This window comes from Sphingomonas sp. YR710, assembly GCF_900101455.1.
GTDB lineage: Bacteria > Pseudomonadota > Alphaproteobacteria > Sphingomonadales > Sphingomonadaceae > Rhizorhabdus.
Genome location: NZ_FMZJ01000004.1, coordinates 77,734 through 94,917, shown reverse-complemented (window position 1 = coordinate 94,917; position 17,184 = coordinate 77,734). Strand labels below are relative to the sequence as shown.

Genomic DNA, 17,184 nt, shown 5'->3' with positions numbered 1-17,184 from the left:
TATTTGGCCGGGGTAAAGCAGAATCCTGCTGCATATTGCGGGCACAAGGTCTAATCGGCCAGCCTCCAGTCCAGCAGATCGGAAAGACCATGCCTGCCTATCGTTCCCGTACCACCACCCACGGCCGCAATATGGCCGGCGCCCGCGGCCTGTGGCGCGCGACGGGGATGAAGGATTCGGATTTCGGCAAGCCGATCATCGCGGTCGTCAACAGCTTCACCCAGTTCGTGCCGGGCCATGTCCATCTCAAGGATCTGGGCCAGCTGGTCGCGCGCGAGATCGAGGCGGTCGGCGGCGTTGCCAAGGAATTCAACACGATCGCCGTCGATGACGGGATCGCGATGGGCCATGGCGGGATGCTCTATTCGCTGCCGAGCCGCGATCTGATCGCCGACAGCGTCGAATATATGTGCAACGCGCATTGCGCCGACGCGATGGTCTGCATCTCCAATTGCGACAAGATCACGCCGGGCATGCTGATGGCGGCGCTCCGTCTCAACATCCCGGTGGTGTTCGTCTCGGGCGGGCCGATGGAGGCCGGCAAGGTCGTGCTCAAGGGCAAGACGGTCGCGCTCGATCTGGTCGATGCGATGGTGGCGGCGGCCGACGAGAGCTATACCGATGCCGAGGTGGAGACGATCGAGCGTTCGGCGTGCCCCACCTGCGGCTCCTGCTCGGGGATGTTCACCGCCAATTCGATGAACTGCCTGACCGAAGCACTCGGGCTGTCGCTGCCGGGCAACGGATCGGTGCTCGCCACCCATTCGGATCGCGAGCGGCTGTTTCGCGAGGCGGGGCATGTGATCGTCGATCTCGCCAAGCGCTGGTACGAGCAGGACGATGCGACCGCGCTTCCCCGCAACATCGCGACCTTCACAGCGTTCGAAAATGCGATGAGCCTCGATATCGCGATGGGCGGATCGACGAACACCGTGCTCCACCTGCTCGCCGCCGCGCATGAGGGCGAGGTCGATTTTACGATGGCCGATATCGATCGGCTGTCCCGCCGCGTGCCCTGTCTTTGCAAGGTCGCGCCGGCCAAGTCCGACGTGCATATGGAGGATGTCCACCGGGCCGGCGGCATCATGGGCATATTGGGCGAACTTGCGCGGGCCGGGCTGATCGATACGTCGCAGCCGACCGTCCACGCGCCGACGCTCGGCCAGGCGCTGGCGCGCTGGGACGTGATGCAGACGCAGAGCGATGACGTGCGCCTGTTCTACAAGGCGGCGCCCGGGGGCGTGCCGACGCAGACCGCGTTCAGCCAGTCGGAGCGCTGGGAATCGCTCGACGAGGACCGCGTCGGCGGCGTCATCCGTTCGGCCGAGCACCCGTTCAGCAAGGATGGCGGTCTGGCGGTCCTCTACGGCAACATCGCGCCCGAAGGCTGCATCGTGAAGACGGCCGGCGTGGATGACAGCATCCTGATCTTCTCCGGAACCGCGCGGGTCTATGAGAGCCAGGATGCGTCGGTGGCAGGCATTCTCGGCAATCAGGTGGTCGCCGGCGACGTCGTGGTGATCCGCTATGAAGGGCCGAAGGGCGGGCCGGGCATGCAGGAAATGCTGTATCCGACCAGCTATCTGAAATCGAAGGGGATGGGCAAGCAGTGCGCCTTGCTCACCGACGGGCGCTTTTCGGGCGGCACCTCGGGCCTGTCGATCGGCCATGTCTCGCCCGAAGCCGCCGAGGGCGGACTGATCGCGCTGATCGAGACGGGCGACCGGATCGAGATCAACATCCCGAACCGCACGATCCATCTGGCGGTCGACGATGCCATGATCGCGGCGCGGCGCGCGGCGATGGAAGATCGCGGCAAGGCCGCGTGGAAGCCGTTCGGGCGCAAGCGCGAGGTGTCGACGGCGCTACGGGCCTATGCGGCGCTGACGACCAACGCGGCGCGCGGCGCGGTGCGCATGGTGCCGGAAGCGGACTAAAATCCTCCCCCGCCAGGGGGAGGTGGCAGCGCGAAGCGCTGACGGAAGGGGCGGGCGGCGGAAGACCTGCGTGGGCGAGCAAGCTGTCGCGGTCGCTTTCCGCCCCCTCCGTCGCCTTCGGCGCCACCTCCCCCTGGCGGGGGAGGATCGGTCACTTCTGCAGCCTTAGCGCGATTTCGCTCATGAAGCGCGGATCGTCGCCGGTCGCGAGCCAGGGCGCGGCGGCACCGATCGCACCCAGCATGTCCGCGAGATCGTCGAGTTCGGATTTGACGTAATTGCCGAGCACATAGCCGAGCACGCGATCCTTGTGTCCCGGATGGCCGATGCCGATCCGGACGCGGCGGAAGGCATTGCCGATATGGGCCTCGGTCGACCGCAGGCCATTATGGCCGGCGGTGCCGCCTCCGGTCTTCACCTTCACGCGGAAGGGATCGAGATCGAGTTCGTCGTGGAAAACGGTGACATCACCCACCTCGCTTTTGTAGAAACGCAGGGCCTCGCCGATCGCGCGACCGCTTTCGTTCATGAAGGTAGCGGGCTTGAGCAGCAATATGCGCTGCGTGCCGATCCGTCCGGTCGCGGACCAGCCCTGGAACTGTTTCTTCCACGGATCGAAATTGTGGAGTTCGGCGATGATGTCCACCGCCATGAAACCGACATTGTGCCGGTTCATCGCATATTGCGCGCCGGGATTTCCGAGACCGACCCAGATCTGCATCGTCATCGTTCAACCGGCAAAGGAATGCCGCCCCGGCCGTTTCCGGTCCGGGGCGGAATTCGACAGGGTCAGCCCTCGGCGCTGTCCGCGGCCGGAGCTTCTTCGTCGGCACCACCTTCGGCGCTCTTCAGCGCCGACGGAGCAACGATCGTGGCGAGCGTGACGTCGCCGGTATCGGCAGCCTTCGCACCCTTGGGCAGGGTGATCTGCGCGAGGTGGATCGAATCGCCGACATCGAGGCCCTTCAGCGAAACCTTGATGTCATCGGGGATTTCCGCCGCATCGCAGACGAGGCCCAGATCATGGACGACGACATTGAGCACGCCGCCGCGCTTGATGCCGGGCGACAATTCTTCATCGACGAAGTGCACGGGCACATTGACGGTGACGGTCGAATGCTCGCCGATGCGCAGGAAATCTGCGTGCAGCGGGCGATCGGTCACGGGATGGAACTGAACGTCCTTGGGCAAAGCGCGGATCTTCTTGCCGTCGAGATCGAGCATTACCACGCTATTGAAGAAATGCCCGGTGTGGAGCAACTTCATCAGCGCCTTTTCCTCGAGGTGGATCGCAGCGGGATCCTGCTTGTTGCCGTAGATAACGGCGGGGACGCGGCCTTCGCGACGCATGGCCCGGGAGGCTCCCTTGCCAGCCCGATCGCGCGCTTCGGCCGACAGGTCGAGCACTTCGCTCATATCATGTCTCCAGTTCGCATTGAGTTTCATCAAACCCGCCATGCCTCCAGGGATGACCATGACGGGATGGGCGCGCATACAGGCGAGGGGGGCAAAAGGCAACACTATCTCGCCCCTCCCTCTTTAGGGAGGGTGAGGGGAAGGGGTGGGTCGCGAGCATAGCGAGCGTCGGCGCTGGAACCGAGTGCGCCCTTGGCAGCATCGACTGCCGCGGTCGCTACCCACTCCAGCCCCTCCTGAAAGGGAGGGACGAATTTCGCTATTGCACCCGTTCGACCTTCACGCCGGCGCTCTCCAGCATCTTCTGCACGGACATTGGCCCAGCCAGATGCCCGGCGCCGACCGCGACCAGCACAGTGCCCGGCCGATCGAGCCGCGCCTTGAGCCATTTCGCCCAGTTTGCATTGCGCTCCTTGAGCAGCACGTCGCGCAGATGCGGGCTCAGATCCTCGTCGTCGGCGACAACCTGGGCCAGCGCCTTTTCGTCCCCGCTCGACCAGGCGGCGATCATCTTGGCATAGTCGGTCTTCGCGTCACCTGATCCGTCGACGAGGCCGGTCAGCAATTCGCGCTGATCGGCCTCGGACAAGGCCGCGAAATAGCCGAGCTGCTGCGACGTGGTCTCGAGTCCCTCGATCCTTTTGGTCGCGGTGGTGAAGCGCTTGTCGAGTGTCTGTTCGACGCCGCTGCCGCGATCGACGCCCAGATCGCGCATCATCGCACCCATCATCATGAAGGCGGCCTGCCAGGTCGGCATCTGATCGAGCTGGTTCGCGCCGAGCCCCGCCTTCGCGATCATCGCGGCCAGCGGTGCCCGGCTCTTTTCGGGGACGCGCTGCAGGATCGGCGGCAAGGTTGGATCGGGCGAGGGAAACAGCCGCGCGATCGCCTGCGGATCTTTGTCGATCAACGTTTCGATCACCAGAGTGTCGGCGGACGCAAAGGCTTTTTCGAGCGTGGGTCCCTGCCATTTATAGCCCGGCGGGAGCGCATGGATCGTCCCGAACAGATAGATGGTCGTGTTATCGTGCGCAATCTTCCACAAAGCCGGCGCGGCAAGCGCGGGTTGGGCGGAGAGGATGGCAAGCAGGATGGCGAGGGCACGGCGCAGGAATCTCATGCCGTTCAGTGTAGGATCGGCGCGCGCATATTATAAGGGGCCGGCCCGATTGCTTGACCCGCTTGAGACCATGCCGCAAAGGGCGGGCGACTTTCCACCAGCCTTTGAAGGGCAGTAAATTGGCCGACAAGCCGCTCTCGTTCCAACGCCTGATCCTGACGCTCCACGATTATTGGGCCAATCAGGGGTGCGTGATCCTGCAGCCTTATGATGTCGAGATGGGCGCGGGTACCTTCCACCCGGCGACGACCTTGCGTGCGCTCGGCCCGAAACCGTGGAAAGCGGCCTATGTCCAGCCGTCGCGCCGCCCGACCGATGGCCGCTATGGCGAAAATCCGAACCGGCTCGGCCATTATTATCAATATCAGGTGATATTGAAGCCATCGCCCGCAAACCTGCAGGAGCTCTATCTCGGCAGCCTCGCGAAGATCGGCATCGATCCGCTCGCGCACGATATCCGCTTCGTCGAGGATGATTGGGAAAGTCCGACGTTGGGCGCCTGGGGACTGGGCTGGGAGGTCTGGTGCGACGGAATGGAGGTAAGCCAGTTCACCTATTTCCAGCAGGTCGGCGGCTTCGATTGCAAGCCGGTGTCCGGCGAGCTGACCTATGGGCTCGAACGGCTGGCCACCTATATCCAGGGCATCGACAACGTCTATGATCTCGCGTTCAACGATGATGGCGTGAGCTATGGTGACGTCTTTCTCGAAAATGAGCGCCAGTTCAGCGCCTATAATTTCGAGGCGGCGAACACCGAGACTCTGTTCCGCTGGTTCCGCGATGCGGCCGAGGAGTGCAAGGCGTTGCTCGATCGCGACACGCCGCTCCCACTGCCGGCTTATGACCAGGCGATCAAGGCGAGCCATATCTTCAATACGTTGCAGGCGCGCGGCGTGATCTCGGTCGCCGAGCGGCAGGCCTATATCGGCCGGGTGCGCGAACTGACCAAAGGCGCTTGTGCCGCCTGGATGACGCATAACGGGTGGGAGGCATGAGGATGATTTTTGCAATTCCTCCCCGGAACGGGGAGGGGGACCATGCGCAGCATGGTGGAGGGGCGCCGCGCAGCGGCGTCTTCGCCGCCGCCCCCTCCACCGCTCTGCGAGCGGTCCCCCTCCCCGTTCCGGGGAGGAATTTCCATGACTGATTTCCTGCTCGAACTCCTCTCCGAGGAAATTCCGGCCCGCATGCAGGAGAAAGCGAGCGCCGATCTGGCGCGGCTGTTCACCGAGGAGCTGGCGAAGGCCGGGCTCAAGGCCGACGCGCTTGTCTCTTATGTCACGCCGCGCCGGCTTGCCTTGATCGCGCGCGGTCTGCCGCTGGAGACGGCGGCGGTGTCGGAGGAGATCAAGGGCCCGCGGTCTTCGGCGCCCCCGCAGGCACTCGAAGGCTTCCTGCGCAAGACCGGCCTTGCACGCGAGCAACTCGTCGATCGCGACGGCGTGCTGTTCGCTGTGATCGAAAAGCCGGGCCGCGCGACCGCCGATGTGCTTGCCGAGGCGATCCCCGCGATCATCCGCGCTTTTCCCTGGCCGAAATCGATGCGCTGGGGCACCGCGTCATCGTCCACAGCCTCGTTGCGCTGGGTACGCCCGCTGCAGGGGATCGTGGCGTTGCTCGGCGACGATGTCGTGCAGCTGGAGATCGACGGCATCGTCAGCCGCTCGGCGACGGTCGGCCACCGATTCCATCATGCGGGGCCGATCACGATCGGCAACGCCGACGACTATGCGGCCAAGCTGCGGGCCTGCCATGTGATCGTGGACGCCGATGAGCGCCGCCGGATCATCCGCGAGGGTGCGGCGGCTGTCGCGGCGACGGCGGGCCTGACGGTGGTGCCCGACGAAGGGCTGGTCGCGGAGAATGCCGGGCTGACCGAATGGCCGGTGCCGTTGCTCGGCAGCTTCGACCCCGCGTTCCTCGCGGTGCCGCGCGAGGTGATCCAGCTTACCATGCGCACCAACCAGAAATACTTCGCCTGCACGGATGGTGAGGGGAGGCTCGCGCCGAACTTCATCTGCACCGCGAATATCGTCGCCAGCGATGGCGGGACGGCGATCGTTGCGGGCAACCGCAAGGTGCTGGCGGCGCGGCTGTCCGATGCGAAATTCTTCTGGGAGCAGGACCTGAAGGTTCCACTCGCGGAGAGCGCGAAGAAGCTCGATCAGATCGTGTTTCACGAGAAGCTCGGCACGGTCGCCGACAAGGTCGATCGGGTGGCGAAGCTGGCGCGGTGGCTGGTCGAAGAAGGGATCATAAAGCCCTCTCCCCTGCGGGGAGAGGGTTGGGTGAGGGGGAGCGAGGCGCAGCCGAGCGTCCAACCTCATGGTTCGGAAACCCTCACCCAACCCTCTCCCGAACGGGAGAGGGTTTTACTGGCCGATCAGGCCGAACAGGCCGCGCGCCTCTGCAAGGCGGATCTCGTCACCGGCATGGTCGGCGAATTCCCCGAGCTTCAGGGCATCATGGGCGGCTATTATGCGCGGGCAGAAGGGCTGCCAGACGCCGTCGCCGACGCGATCCGCGATCATTACAAGCCGGTCGGGCAGGGCGATGACGTGCCGACCGCGCCGGTGACGGTGGCGGTGAGTTTGGCGGATAAGCTGGATAGCCTGAAGCAGTTCTTCGCAATCGGTGAGACGCCGACCGGATCGAAGGATCCCTTCGCGCTTCGTCGTTCCGCGCTCGGCGTGATCCGGCTGCTCACCGACAACGGCCTGCGCTTTGCGATCCCTGCCGACCTGCTCGATTTTTTCGCCGATCGCCTCAAGGTTCAACAACGTGAAGCTGGCATTCGCCATGACCTTATCGATGCCGTTTTCGCGCTGGGCGGTGAGGATGACCTCGTTCGCCTGCTCGCGCGGGTAAAGGCACTACAGGCGTTCGTTACGAGCGAAGACGGTGTGAACCTGCTCGCCGGCTACAAGCGCGCGGCGAATATCCTGAAGAAGGAAGAGCGTGCTGCTCCCTCGCCCCCTTTAGGGGGAGAGGGTCGGGGAGAGGGGGCCGCGCTGGAGGCTCTGTCGCGAACCTCTTCCCCACTGCCCCCTCTCCCAACCCTCTCCCCCGCAAGCGGGGGCGAGGGCTATATGTTCGAACCCGCCGAAGCCGCGCTCATCGCCGCGCTCGAATCTGCCGAACCCCGCGCCACCGCCGCCATCGCAGCCGAAGACTTCGCCGGCGCCATGACCGCGCTCGCCACGCTCCGCGGGCCGATCGACGCGTTCTTCACCGACGTCACCGTGAACGACGTTAACCCTGAAAAAAGGTTAACCCGTCTCGCCATTCTTGAAAAAATTCGTGCTGCAGTGCACAAGGTGGCTGACTTCTCGAAAATAGAAGGTTGATTCGATTGCCAAGCCTCCAAAAAGGGGGCGGGCCGTGCAGGGGAAAGTGACGCGTGATGACAACCCGTTATGTCTATCGTTTCGGCGGTGGTGTTTCCGATGGCGGCAAGGGAGATCGCAATCTCCTGGGCGGCAAAGGTGCCAATCTGGCGGAGATGGCGTCGATCGGCCTGCCGGTTCCCCCGGGCTTCACCATCTCGACCGAGATGTGCGCGCGTTATTATGACGAGGGGCAGATATTCCCCGATAGCCTGCGCAAGGAAGTGGCCGACGGGCTCGCCCATATCGAGGCGATCACCAACAAGAAGTTCGGCGTCGCCGCCGATCCCCTGCTGGTCTCGGTCCGCTCGGGCGCGCGCGCTTCGATGCCGGGTATGATGGATACGGTGCTCAATCTCGGCCTCAACGACGAGACCGTCGTCGGGCTCGCAAAGATTTCGGGTGACGCGCGCTTCGCGTGGGACAGCTATCGCCGCTTCATCCAGATGTATTCGGATGTCGTCCTCGAACTCGATCATAGCGCTTTCGAAGAAGCACTTGAAATCGCCAAGGAAGATAAAGGCTATTATCTCGATACCGAGATGGGCGCCGAAGACTGGCAGGGGCTGGTCGCGCGCTACAAGGCGATCGTCGAGGAGCTGTGGGACAAGCCGTTTCCGCAGGACGTGCACGAGCAGCTGTGGGGCGCGATCGGCGCGGTGTTCGGTTCGTGGCAGTCGGAGCGGGCGAAGGTCTATCGCCGGCTCAACGATATTCCCGGCGAATGGGGCACGGCGGTTAACGTGCAGGCGATGGTGTTCGGCAATATGGGCGACACGTCGGCCACCGGCGTCGCGTTCACGCGCGATCCGGCCAAGGGCGACCGGGCTTATTATGGCGAATTCCTGATCAATGCGCAGGGCGAGGATGTCGTTGCCGGCATCCGCACCCCGCAATATCTGACGAAGACCGCGCGCGAGGCCGCCGGCGCCAAGCCCGCGTCGATGGAAGAGGCGCTGCCGCAGGTCTATGGCCAGCTCGCCAAGGTGTTCGATCTGCTCGAAACCCATTATCGCGACATGCAGGACATCGAATTCACGGTCCAGCAGGGCAAGCTCTGGATGCTTCAGACGCGTTCGGGCAAGCGCACCGCCAAGGCCGCGCTCAAGATCGCGGTCGATATGGCGAGCGAAGGGCTGATCACCGAGGAGGAAGCCGTCGCGCGCGTCGATCCGTCGGCGCTCGATCAGCTGCTCCACCCGACACTCGATCCGAAGGCGCATCGCGATGTGATCGCCAAGGGCCTGCCGGCGTCGCCCGGTGCGGCCTCCGGCCTCGTCGTGTTCGATGCTGACACGGCGGAAAAGCGCGCCGAACTCGGCGATCATGTGATCCTGGTGCGGACCGAGACGAGCCCCGAGGACATTCACGGCATGCACGCCGCCAAGGGCATTCTCACTGCACGGGGCGGCATGACCAGCCACGCCGCAGTGGTGGCGCGGGGCATGGGCCGGCCATGCGTTTCGGGCGTCGGTAATCTCGCAATCGACGCCAAGGCGAAGATGTTCCGTGTCGCGGGCCGCGAAGTGCGCGAAGGCGATGTCATCACGATCGATGGATCGACCGGCGAAGTGATGCTCGGCGCGGTGCCGACGGTGCAGCCCGAACTGGCCGGCGATTTCGGCACGTTGATGGTATGGGCCGACAAGGTTCGCCGTCTCAAGGTCCGCGCCAACGCCGAAACCCCGCTCGATTGCAAGACCGCGCGGATCTTCGGCGCCGAGGGTGTCGGCCTATGCCGTACCGAACATATGTTCTTCGATGCAGCCCGTATCACATTGGTTCGCCAGATGATTTTGGCGGAGGATGAAAAGGGCCGCCGGGTTGCGCTCGAAAAGTTGCTGCCCGAGCAGCGCGCCGATTTCACCGAGATCTTCGAAATCATGGCGGGCCTCCCGGTTACGATCCGCCTGCTCGATCCACCGCTGCACGAATTCCTGCCGCATGAGGAAGAAGAGTTTGCCGAGGTCGCGCATGCGACCGGCATCGGCGTCGAGGCGCTCAAGCGCCGCGCGGCCGAGCTGCACGAGTTCAACCCGATGCTCGGCCATCGCGGCTGCCGGCTCGGCGTCACCTATCCCGAAATCTACGAGATGCAGGCGCGCGCGATTTTCGAAGCCGCGGTCGACGTCGCCAATAAGAGCGGTGCCGCGCCGATCCCCGAGGTGATGGTGCCTTTGGTCGCCACCCGCCGCGAACTCGAGCTGATGAAGATCGTGATCGACAAGGCGGCCAAGGCGGTGTTCGCCGAAAAGGGCCGTTCGGTCGAATATCTGGTCGGGACGATGATCGAATTGCCGCGCGCGGCGTTGAAGGCGGGCGAGATTGCCGAAGTCGGCGAATTCTTCTCGTTCGGCACCAACGATCTGACCCAGACCACGCTCGGCGTCTCGCGCGACGATGCGAGCCGTTTCCTGACGACCTATGTCGACAAGGGCATCTACGCGAAGGATCCGTTCGTCAGCCTCGATATCGAAGGCGTCGGCGAACTGCTCCACATCGCCACCGATCGTGGCCGCAAGACGCGCCCGGACATCAAGCTCGGCATTTGCGGCGAGCATGGCGGCGATCCCGCATCGATCGCTTTCTGCGAGAGCATCGGGCTCGATTATGTGTCGGCATCGCCATATCGCGTGCCGATCGCCCGGCTGGCGGCGGCGCAGGCGGCGCTGGCGGCGCGGAAGTAAGCCACTTTCCCCTCCCTGCAAGGGAGGGGATCGAGGGGTGGGTCGCGAGCATAGCGAGCGTCCCGTACGTCCGGCGAAATATGACCTCAGCGGCATCGAGCCGCTTCAGTCATTACCCACCCCCTAGCCCCTCCCTTGCAGGGAGGGGAGTTGGTGAGGAAGACCTTCGACAATTACGGACCCAGCCACTAGACTCCCCCCATGTCCGAATCCACGCAACCCTACCGCGTCCTCGCGCGCAAATATCGGCCGCAGAACTTCGCCGAGCTGATCGGCCAGGACGCGATGGTGACGACGCTCGCCAACGCGATCAAACGCGGGCGGCTCGCGCATGCATTCCTGCTCACCGGGGTCCGCGGGGTCGGCAAGACGTCGACAGCGCGGCTGATCGCCAAGGCGCTCAATTGCATCGGGCCGGACGGGCAGGGCGGCCCGACGATCGATCCGTGCGGCGTGTGCGAACCATGCCGGGCGATCGCCGAGGGGCGGCACATCGATGTCGTCGAAATGGACGCTGCCAGCCATACCGGCATCGATGATATCCGTGAGATCATCGAAGCGGTGCGCTATTCGTCGGTATCGGCGCGCTACAAGATCTATATCATCGACGAAGTCCATATGCTCTCCAAGGCCGCGTTCAACGGCCTGCTGAAGACGCTCGAGGAGCCACCGGCGCATGTGAAGTTCCTGTTCGCCACCACCGAGGTGAACAAGGTGCCGATCACCGTGCTGTCGCGCTGCCAGCGTTTCGATCTGCGCCGCATTCCGGCCGACAAGCTCGCCGCCCATTTCGCATCGGTGGTCGCCGCCGAACAGGTCGAAGCCGAGCCCGAGGCGCTGGCGCTGATCGCGCGCGCGGCCGAAGGATCGGCGCGCGATGGCCTGTCCATCCTCGATCAGGCGATCGCCCACGGATCGGGCATCGTCGAGGCGCAGCAGGTGCGTGACATGCTGGGCCTGTCCGATCGCGGCGCGATCCGGCGGCTGTTCGGCGATCTGCTTGCCGGCGATGCGAAGGCTGTGCTCGACGGTGTTCGCGGGCAGCATGATCTGGGGGTCGAGCCGGCATCGCTGTTCCACGGTCTGCTCGAAACCTGCCACGGCGTGACCCGCGCGAAGGTGGCCACCGTCGACGATCCTGCCTTGTCGGTCGAGGAGCGCGAGGCCTTTGCCGAATGGGCCGCCAAGCTCGGCTTCGCGCCGCTGCACCGGCTGTGGCAATTGCTGCTCAAGGGACATGGCGAGGTGCAATCGGCGGCGATGCCGATCGAGGCCGCCGAAATGGCGCTGCTCCGCATCGTCCATGCCAGCCAGTTGCCGGATCCGGGCGAACTCGCACGCAAGCTGGCGGCCGGTGAATTCGCCATGGCGGGGGCGCCTCCGGCCCCGGCGGCACCGAGCGAAAGCCAGGCCCCGCTGCTCGCCTTGCCGGCGGATACGCGCGCCGTCCATGATCTGCTGGCGACCCGGCATCCCTTGCTGTCCCAGCAGTTCCACGATTATGCCGGCGTGATCCGGTTGAACGGCGCTGATCTGGCGATCGCACCGCATCCGCGCCTGCCCGCGACATTCGTCGCCGACCTGTCGGCGGCCCTCCGCGACCTGACCGGGCAGCGCTGGACGATCAGCCTCACCGAGGGCGAAGCGGAACTGACGCTGCTGGCGGTTGAAAAAGCGAATGAGGAATCGGCGCGCGCAGCGGTATTGGCGATGCCGATCATTCGCGCGGCACTGGAGGCCTTCCCCGAGGCCGAACTGATCGACTACAGCGTTGCCGAAATACGGAGTCTCGCATCATGAAAAGCCTCGACGAAATGATCGCTGCCGCGCAGAACGCGGCCCAGACGATCCAGACCCAGATGGAGCAGGCGCAGGCCACGCTCGACAAGCTCGAGGTGGAAGGCGTCTCGGGCGGAGGCCTTGTTACGATTCGCGCCACCGCCAAGGGCCGGATCATCGGCGTCAACATCGACGAATCGCTGCTTCAGCCTTCCGAAAAGCAGATGCTCGAGGATCTGATCGCAGCCGCGCTCAACGATGCGCGCAGCAAGGCGGATAGCGTCTCCAATGCGGAGATGAGCAAGATGACGCAGGGCCTGCCACTGCCGGCCGGGTTCAAGCTGCCGTTCGGTAACTGAACCTAACGCAGGCAGCCGTCATAACCGCTGCGCTGGACGATCGCGATCCGGCGCTGGATACGATCGCCATAACGGCGGGTGAAGCCCGTCGGGGCCACCGCGCCGCGCTTCTTCGGCAGGGGGAGGATGGCCGCGATCCGGGCGGCTTCGACGGCGTTCAGATGCGAGGCATCATGATGGAAGTAGCGCATCGCGCCCGCATTGGCGCCATAAGTGCCGATGCCGGTCTCCGCGATGTTGAGATACACTTCCATGATCCGGTGCTTTGACCAGAGCAGTTCGATCAGGACGGTGAACCAGGCCTCCAGGGCTTTGCGAAGATAACCGCCATTCTGCCACAGGAAGGCGTTCTTGGCAGTCTGCTGGCTGATCGTCGATCCACCCCGGATCCGGCGTTCGCCTTCCATGTTACTTTGAAGAGCCTTCTGTATCGCGTTGAAATCAAATCCATGATGCGTACAGAAATTGCCATCTTCGGCGGCGATCGCGGCGCGTGCCATCGATCGGTCCATGCGATCGAGACTCATCCAGTCCTTCGTGATACCGCGTCCGTCGACCGCGTTGGCGAGCATCGTGATCGTGATCGGCGGTGGGACGAACCGGTAGATCGCGACCCATAGGACCGATCCGACGACGAAGATGATGAGCGCGCGACCGATCCAGTGCAGGAGGCGGCGGGGAAGCGAAGTTTTGGCCATATCGTCCGGTTTATTGCCGATCGGAACGGACGATCAAACCGGTTTCGCTCCGCAGCACGGTCAATTTCGTATTTTCGAGGCCATGGAGCCGGGCTGCGGACAATATGCGCGATGGCGCGAGGTTGATCGAAGGTGGCACCTGCTCGATCCACAGCAGCGTCGGGCAGTCGCCGCTCACGGCCTGCACCCCACCTGAAACCCCGATCATGCGCGGCGTGAAGCCCCGGCTTGCGCCAAGCCCGCGGTAGCCGCGCGCATATATGGGGTCATCGCGACGCGCCGTTTTGAAAGCGATGCCGTCGCGCAATACCCAGCCACTCGCGGCATAAACCGTCGTCGTGGGGCATAGGGCGACGGTCCTGCCGATTTGCTTGGCATTGGCCTGCCAGCGGCGCTCCGGTCCGTGGGCCACGAACGGTATCAGCACCACAGCGACTGCGATTGCGGCGAACAGAATGAAGAGCCTGCGTTCATGAGCGAGCCTTGCCGCCAGTGCCGCGAGGGCGCCACATATTAGAACAGGAAGGCCCGCCAGATAAGATTCGGCGATCACCGGTTTTTCGGCATTGATCTCGAACAGCAGGAACAACGCCACGGCAAGCGCGCCCAATATCATTCCGGCAAAGGCGCTGTCGCGTTTCGTCCAATCGTCCCGCACCCATTTCAGGGCAACGAAGGGAAGGGGATTATGGAGCAATGCCACCAGGATCAGCCCCGCGATGACTGCGGCGGCCGATGCGGCCTCTCCTTCGTACCAGCTATGATCGATCTCCAATGCCCAGACGCGGGCCTGCAGATAGGCGCAGGCCAAGGTCAGGAGCCCGGAGATCAGAACCGCCATGCTGAGTAGTTTGGCCCACCGACGGAACCCCTTGGCCATCGCGCAAAGGATGATCGCGAGGCTGAGTACGACACCGAGCATGCCCCCCACATATTGGAGCATGATCGACCCTGCCGATGCCATTATGGCGATCGGGATGATATCGCGATCCACGCGTCGCCGCAGATCGCCGTCAGACATCGCGATATGACGGCCGATCTGCACCAGCATCGTCAGTGCGGCGACCTGCCAATAATCGGCATTGTAATTGCCGAAGGCCAGGGCTGTCGCAGGGACCGAGAGGACGAGCAACAGCAGGGCGGCATGAAATGCGGTTTCGCCCGATATCCGCGAAGACAATCGCGATCCCGCCATGATCATCAACACTAAGGGCGGTATATTGCTCAACAGGCGGGCCGCCGGGACAGACGTCACGCCGATGGTGGTCAGCAGGGTCGCCCACAGGCTGAAAAGGGGAGGATGGGTGTCATGCAGCCAGCCGCGCACGATCAGCGGCCCAAAGCCCCCATAAGCCGCCCGGTCGGCCAGCTCCACCGTCCAATATTCGGCGAGCGAGGAACCGCGCAGCAACGCATTCGCGATCAGCGCCAGCGCAATGAAGGCCAGGGCTGTCGCGGTTATCGCCCTGATCGAACTCGTAGCCTCCCGCGCGGCGGCATCCCCTGTCATAATCTTACGCTAGCAGGGCTCGGCTATCGTGTCAGCCCGTAAGGATATCGTAAGTTTGGCCGCCGATGTAGGCGGCCGTTGGACTGGCGGGCGCTATTGCACTCACGTCCCGGTTGTCGCAGTTTCCGTTGGGAATGCTTTTGGGGAGGAATCGATGCCAGGATGGCGTGTAGCGGCGGTGACGCTGGCGGCGATGTCCACTCCCGGCGTCGCGGCGCAGTTGCGCGATTATTGCCCCGATCGGCCGGGCCTGGCGACACCCAGCTGTATCGTCGATCAGGGACATGTTTCGATCGAGGTGGGGCTGGTCGACTGGACGACCGACAAGAGCACCGATACGCGCAGCGATCAGATCATCGCCGGTGATGCCCTGGCCAGGCTCGGGATCGGGCCGACCACCGAGGTTCAGCTTGGCTGGACCAGCTATGGACGATTGCGGAAGCGTGACAGGACGACCGGAGCGGTGACCGTCCAGCAGCGGACCGGCGATGTTTCGCTGGCCATTCGTCAGAATTTGCGAAATCCCGACGGTTCGGGCTTTTCGATAGCGGTCATGCCGACGGCGACGGTTCCCGTCGGACGATCCCCGATCGGGGCGGGCGACTGGAGCGCCGGGCTGCGCCTGCCGACTTCGATCGCGCTCAACGATCGTTTTTCGATCGGGTTGACCCCTGAGATTGACGCCGCGGTCGATGCCGATGGCAGCGGCCGGCACCTCGCTTTTGGCTCGGTGGCGGGCGTGGCGATGAAAATCAGCAAGGCCGTGTCGGCCACGTTCGAATATTCGGCCTTTCGCGATCGCGATCCGGACCCGACCGTGCGATCGACCCAGCAACTCGCCAGCCTGTCGATCAGTTGGCAGCCCGGGGACAATGTCCAGTTCGATCTCGGTTCGGTGGCTGGCCTAAACCGCGATGCGCCGGATATGGAAGTCTATTTCGGCCTGTCCAGACGCTTCTAAACCTCCCCCGCTTCACGGTGGGAAAGTTCAGCTTGCCGGTGGGGCAGCCAAAATTTATATTCTCTATTGAATTAGTAGAATATACGTGCGCTTACCCCTGTGAGGAGAAGCGCCATGGCGGGATCGAGCCATATTCATCCGAACTGTCTCACCGTTCCGGGCCTGTACGGTTCGGGCCCCGATCACTGGCAGAGCCGATGGGAGCGACGAGGGGACGTTCATCGCGTCGATCTTGGCGCGTGGGACAATCCCCATCGCAGCCATTGGATCACCAAACTCGATCTTGCGATCGCTTATGAGCGGGAGCCGGTAATTCTGGTCGCGCACAGCCTCGGCTGCCTGGCTGTGGCCTGGTGGTGCGCTTTGGCCTCGGCCGATCGCCGTGGTCAGGTGGCGGGCGCATTGCTGGTGGCGCCGCCCGACGTCGAACTTCCCGATGCCCACCCGATCCTGCGGCGCTTTGCACCGGCCCCGCGCACGACTTTCCCATTTCCGGCGATCGTGGTGGCCAGCACCGACGATCCTTATAGTGCGATCGGGCGCGCTTATGCTTTTGCGGCGCAATGGGGTGCCGATTTCCGCGACATCGGGGCGCTCGGGCACATCAATGCCGATAGCGGCCTCGGTGAATGGCCGGAGGGGCAGGCGATGCTGGCGGAACTCGGTGCGGCTCCGCCCGATGACGCGAGACGATCCGCATCCCATCTGATCGCCGGACGTCGGCACTGCGCCGGCGGGACGTATCGCGCAAAATAGCCCGGATCGTCAGGCGGGCGGTGCATCCTGCGCTTGTCCGATCGCGGCGGCCTGCGCGAGCGAGGTTCGATCGAGGATCGCGCTCACTTCTTCGCGCACCTCGGCCATCACCTTGCGGATCGCGCAGGTCGCTTCATCGGTGCAATCGTCGCAGCGGCGGTAGAACGCCTTGCTGGCGCACGGAACGAGGGCGAGCGGGCCGTCGGTCGCGCGGATGATATCCCCGAACATGATCTCTTTCGCAGGGCGGGCCAATATATAACCGCCAAATTTGCCGCGCAGGCTGGTGACCAGATTGGCGCGGCGCAGATCGGACATGATCGCTTCCAGGAACTTGCGCGGAATATTTTCGGCCTCGGCAATCGCGATGACCTGCCCGGGTTTGTTACCCGACCGCGCGAGATAGGTCAGTGCCTTCAGAGCATAACGGCCGCGTTGGGAAAGCACGTTCGGGATTTGCCTTTTTCGTTCCGGCCTATCGCCTATCGCATCACTGGCATCGATCAAAGGCCAGATTGCCCGACCCAAACCAAAACTATAATTGACCATATTAATCATATCGGCAAAGTATGAAT

14 protein-coding genes are annotated in these 17,184 nt (G+C 63.8%); 8 read left to right on the top strand and 6 right to left on the bottom strand.

The features are described from left to right. Positions 1 to 89: 89 nt before the first annotated feature. The gene (ilvD, locus tag BLS13_RS06530) at positions 90 to 1,937 is read left to right on the top strand and encodes a dihydroxy-acid dehydratase (protein ID WP_093450797.1); all 1,848 of its coding nucleotides are present in this window, start codon (positions 90 to 92) and stop codon (positions 1,935 to 1,937) included. Between the two features lie 151 nt (positions 1,938 to 2,088). Here the strand turns inward: ilvD and pth are convergent, their stop codons facing one another. From pth to BLS13_RS06515, 3 genes are all read right to left on the bottom strand, one after another. Next, positions 2,089 to 2,658 (bottom strand): aminoacyl-tRNA hydrolase, encoded by a 570-nt coding sequence (pth, locus tag BLS13_RS06525; protein ID WP_093451012.1) that lies wholly within the window; start codon positions 2,656 to 2,658, stop codon positions 2,089 to 2,091. 68 nt (positions 2,659 to 2,726) lie between these two features. Then, complete coding sequence (locus BLS13_RS06520; RefSeq protein ID WP_093451011.1) at positions 2,727 to 3,353, bottom strand: 50S ribosomal protein L25/general stress protein Ctc; 627 nt, start codon at positions 3,351 to 3,353, stop codon at positions 2,727 to 2,729. Between the two features lie 259 nt (positions 3,354 to 3,612). Beyond that, positions 3,613 to 4,473: a TraB/GumN family protein gene (locus BLS13_RS06515; protein WP_093450795.1), complete on the bottom strand. Its 861-nt coding sequence runs from the start codon at positions 4,471 to 4,473 to the stop codon at positions 3,613 to 3,615. A 119-nt stretch (positions 4,474 to 4,592) separates the two neighbouring features. On the opposite strand from BLS13_RS06515, the gene BLS13_RS06510 reads away from it, so the two are divergent. From BLS13_RS06510 to BLS13_RS06490, 5 genes are all read left to right on the top strand, one after another. Then, a complete protein-coding gene (locus tag BLS13_RS06510; RefSeq protein ID WP_093451010.1) occupies positions 4,593 to 5,468 on the top strand; it encodes a glycine--tRNA ligase subunit alpha in 876 nt (291 codons plus the stop codon). Positions 5,469 to 5,612: 144 nt separating this feature from the next. Continuing rightward, entirely contained in the window at positions 5,613 to 7,820 is a 2,208-nt protein-coding gene (gene glyS, locus BLS13_RS06505) for a glycine--tRNA ligase subunit beta (RefSeq protein ID WP_093450794.1), read from the top strand. Between the two features lie 56 nt (positions 7,821 to 7,876). Continuing rightward, on the top strand, positions 7,877 to 10,546 hold the full coding sequence (gene ppdK, locus BLS13_RS06500) for a pyruvate, phosphate dikinase (RefSeq protein WP_093450792.1): 2,670 nt from the start codon (positions 7,877 to 7,879) through the stop codon (positions 10,544 to 10,546). Between the two features lie 201 nt (positions 10,547 to 10,747). After that, a complete protein-coding gene (locus tag BLS13_RS06495; RefSeq protein ID WP_093450791.1) occupies positions 10,748 to 12,346 on the top strand; it encodes a DNA polymerase III subunit gamma/tau in 1,599 nt (532 codons plus the stop codon). Beyond that, positions 12,343 to 12,684, top strand: coding sequence for a YbaB/EbfC family nucleoid-associated protein (locus tag BLS13_RS06490; RefSeq protein ID WP_093450789.1), 342 nt, complete (start codon positions 12,343 to 12,345; stop codon positions 12,682 to 12,684). The genes BLS13_RS06495 and BLS13_RS06490 overlap by 4 nt, the downstream gene beginning before the upstream one ends. A gap of 2 nt (positions 12,685 to 12,686) precedes the next feature. On the opposite strand, the gene mtgA is transcribed toward BLS13_RS06490, so the two are convergent. Both mtgA and BLS13_RS06480 read right to left on the bottom strand, forming a co-directional pair. After that, positions 12,687 to 13,382, bottom strand: coding sequence for a monofunctional biosynthetic peptidoglycan transglycosylase (mtgA, locus tag BLS13_RS06485; RefSeq protein ID WP_093450787.1), 696 nt, complete (start codon positions 13,380 to 13,382; stop codon positions 12,687 to 12,689). 10 nt (positions 13,383 to 13,392) lie between these two features. Further along, the gene (locus tag BLS13_RS06480) at positions 13,393 to 14,892 is read right to left on the bottom strand and encodes a hypothetical protein (protein ID WP_093450786.1); all 1,500 of its coding nucleotides are present in this window, start codon (positions 14,890 to 14,892) and stop codon (positions 13,393 to 13,395) included. Between the two features lie 154 nt (positions 14,893 to 15,046). Between BLS13_RS06480 and BLS13_RS06475 the strand changes: the two genes are divergently transcribed. Together BLS13_RS06475 and BLS13_RS06470 are read left to right on the top strand one after the other, a co-directional pair. After that, positions 15,047 to 15,853, top strand: coding sequence for a transporter (locus tag BLS13_RS06475; RefSeq protein ID WP_093450784.1), 807 nt, complete (start codon positions 15,047 to 15,049; stop codon positions 15,851 to 15,853). A gap of 114 nt (positions 15,854 to 15,967) precedes the next feature. Then, positions 15,968 to 16,609, top strand: a complete 642-nt coding sequence (locus BLS13_RS06470) for an RBBP9/YdeN family alpha/beta hydrolase (protein WP_093450782.1) — start codon at positions 15,968 to 15,970, stop codon at positions 16,607 to 16,609. A gap of 9 nt (positions 16,610 to 16,618) precedes the next feature. Here BLS13_RS06470 and BLS13_RS06465 read toward each other — a convergent pair whose 3' ends face one another. After that, the gene (locus BLS13_RS06465) at positions 16,619 to 17,056 is read right to left on the bottom strand and encodes an RrF2 family transcriptional regulator (RefSeq protein WP_037526098.1); all 438 of its coding nucleotides are present in this window, start codon (positions 17,054 to 17,056) and stop codon (positions 16,619 to 16,621) included. Between the last annotated feature and the right edge of the window lie 128 nt (positions 17,057 to 17,184).

Excerpts from the sequence above, each read along its gene's own strand:
- ilvD (WP_093450797.1), top strand. The coding sequence starts at position 90 with ATGCCTGCCTATCGTTCCCGTACCACCACCCACGGCCGCAATATGGCC.
- pth (WP_093451012.1), bottom strand. The coding sequence starts at position 2,658 with ATGCAGATCTGGGTCGGTCTCGGAAATCCCGGCGCGCAATATGCGATG.
- BLS13_RS06520 (WP_093451011.1), bottom strand. The coding sequence starts at position 3,353 with ATGAGCGAAGTGCTCGACCTGTCGGCCGAAGCGCGCGATCGGGCTGGC.
- BLS13_RS06515 (WP_093450795.1), bottom strand. The coding sequence starts at position 4,473 with ATGAGATTCCTGCGCCGTGCCCTCGCCATCCTGCTTGCCATCCTCTCC.
- glyS (WP_093450794.1), top strand. The coding sequence starts at position 5,613 with ATGACTGATTTCCTGCTCGAACTCCTCTCCGAGGAAATTCCGGCCCGC.
- ppdK (WP_093450792.1), top strand. The coding sequence starts at position 7,877 with ATGACAACCCGTTATGTCTATCGTTTCGGCGGTGGTGTTTCCGATGGC.
- BLS13_RS06495 (WP_093450791.1), top strand. The coding sequence starts at position 10,748 with ATGTCCGAATCCACGCAACCCTACCGCGTCCTCGCGCGCAAATATCGG.
- BLS13_RS06490 (WP_093450789.1), top strand. The coding sequence starts at position 12,343 with ATGAAAAGCCTCGACGAAATGATCGCTGCCGCGCAGAACGCGGCCCAG.
- mtgA (WP_093450787.1), bottom strand. The coding sequence starts at position 13,382 with ATGGCCAAAACTTCGCTTCCCCGCCGCCTCCTGCACTGGATCGGTCGC.
- BLS13_RS06480 (WP_093450786.1), bottom strand. The coding sequence starts at position 14,892 with ATGACAGGGGATGCCGCCGCGCGGGAGGCTACGAGTTCGATCAGGGCG.
- BLS13_RS06475 (WP_093450784.1), top strand. The coding sequence starts at position 15,047 with ATGCCAGGATGGCGTGTAGCGGCGGTGACGCTGGCGGCGATGTCCACT.
- BLS13_RS06470 (WP_093450782.1), top strand. The coding sequence starts at position 15,968 with ATGGCGGGATCGAGCCATATTCATCCGAACTGTCTCACCGTTCCGGGC.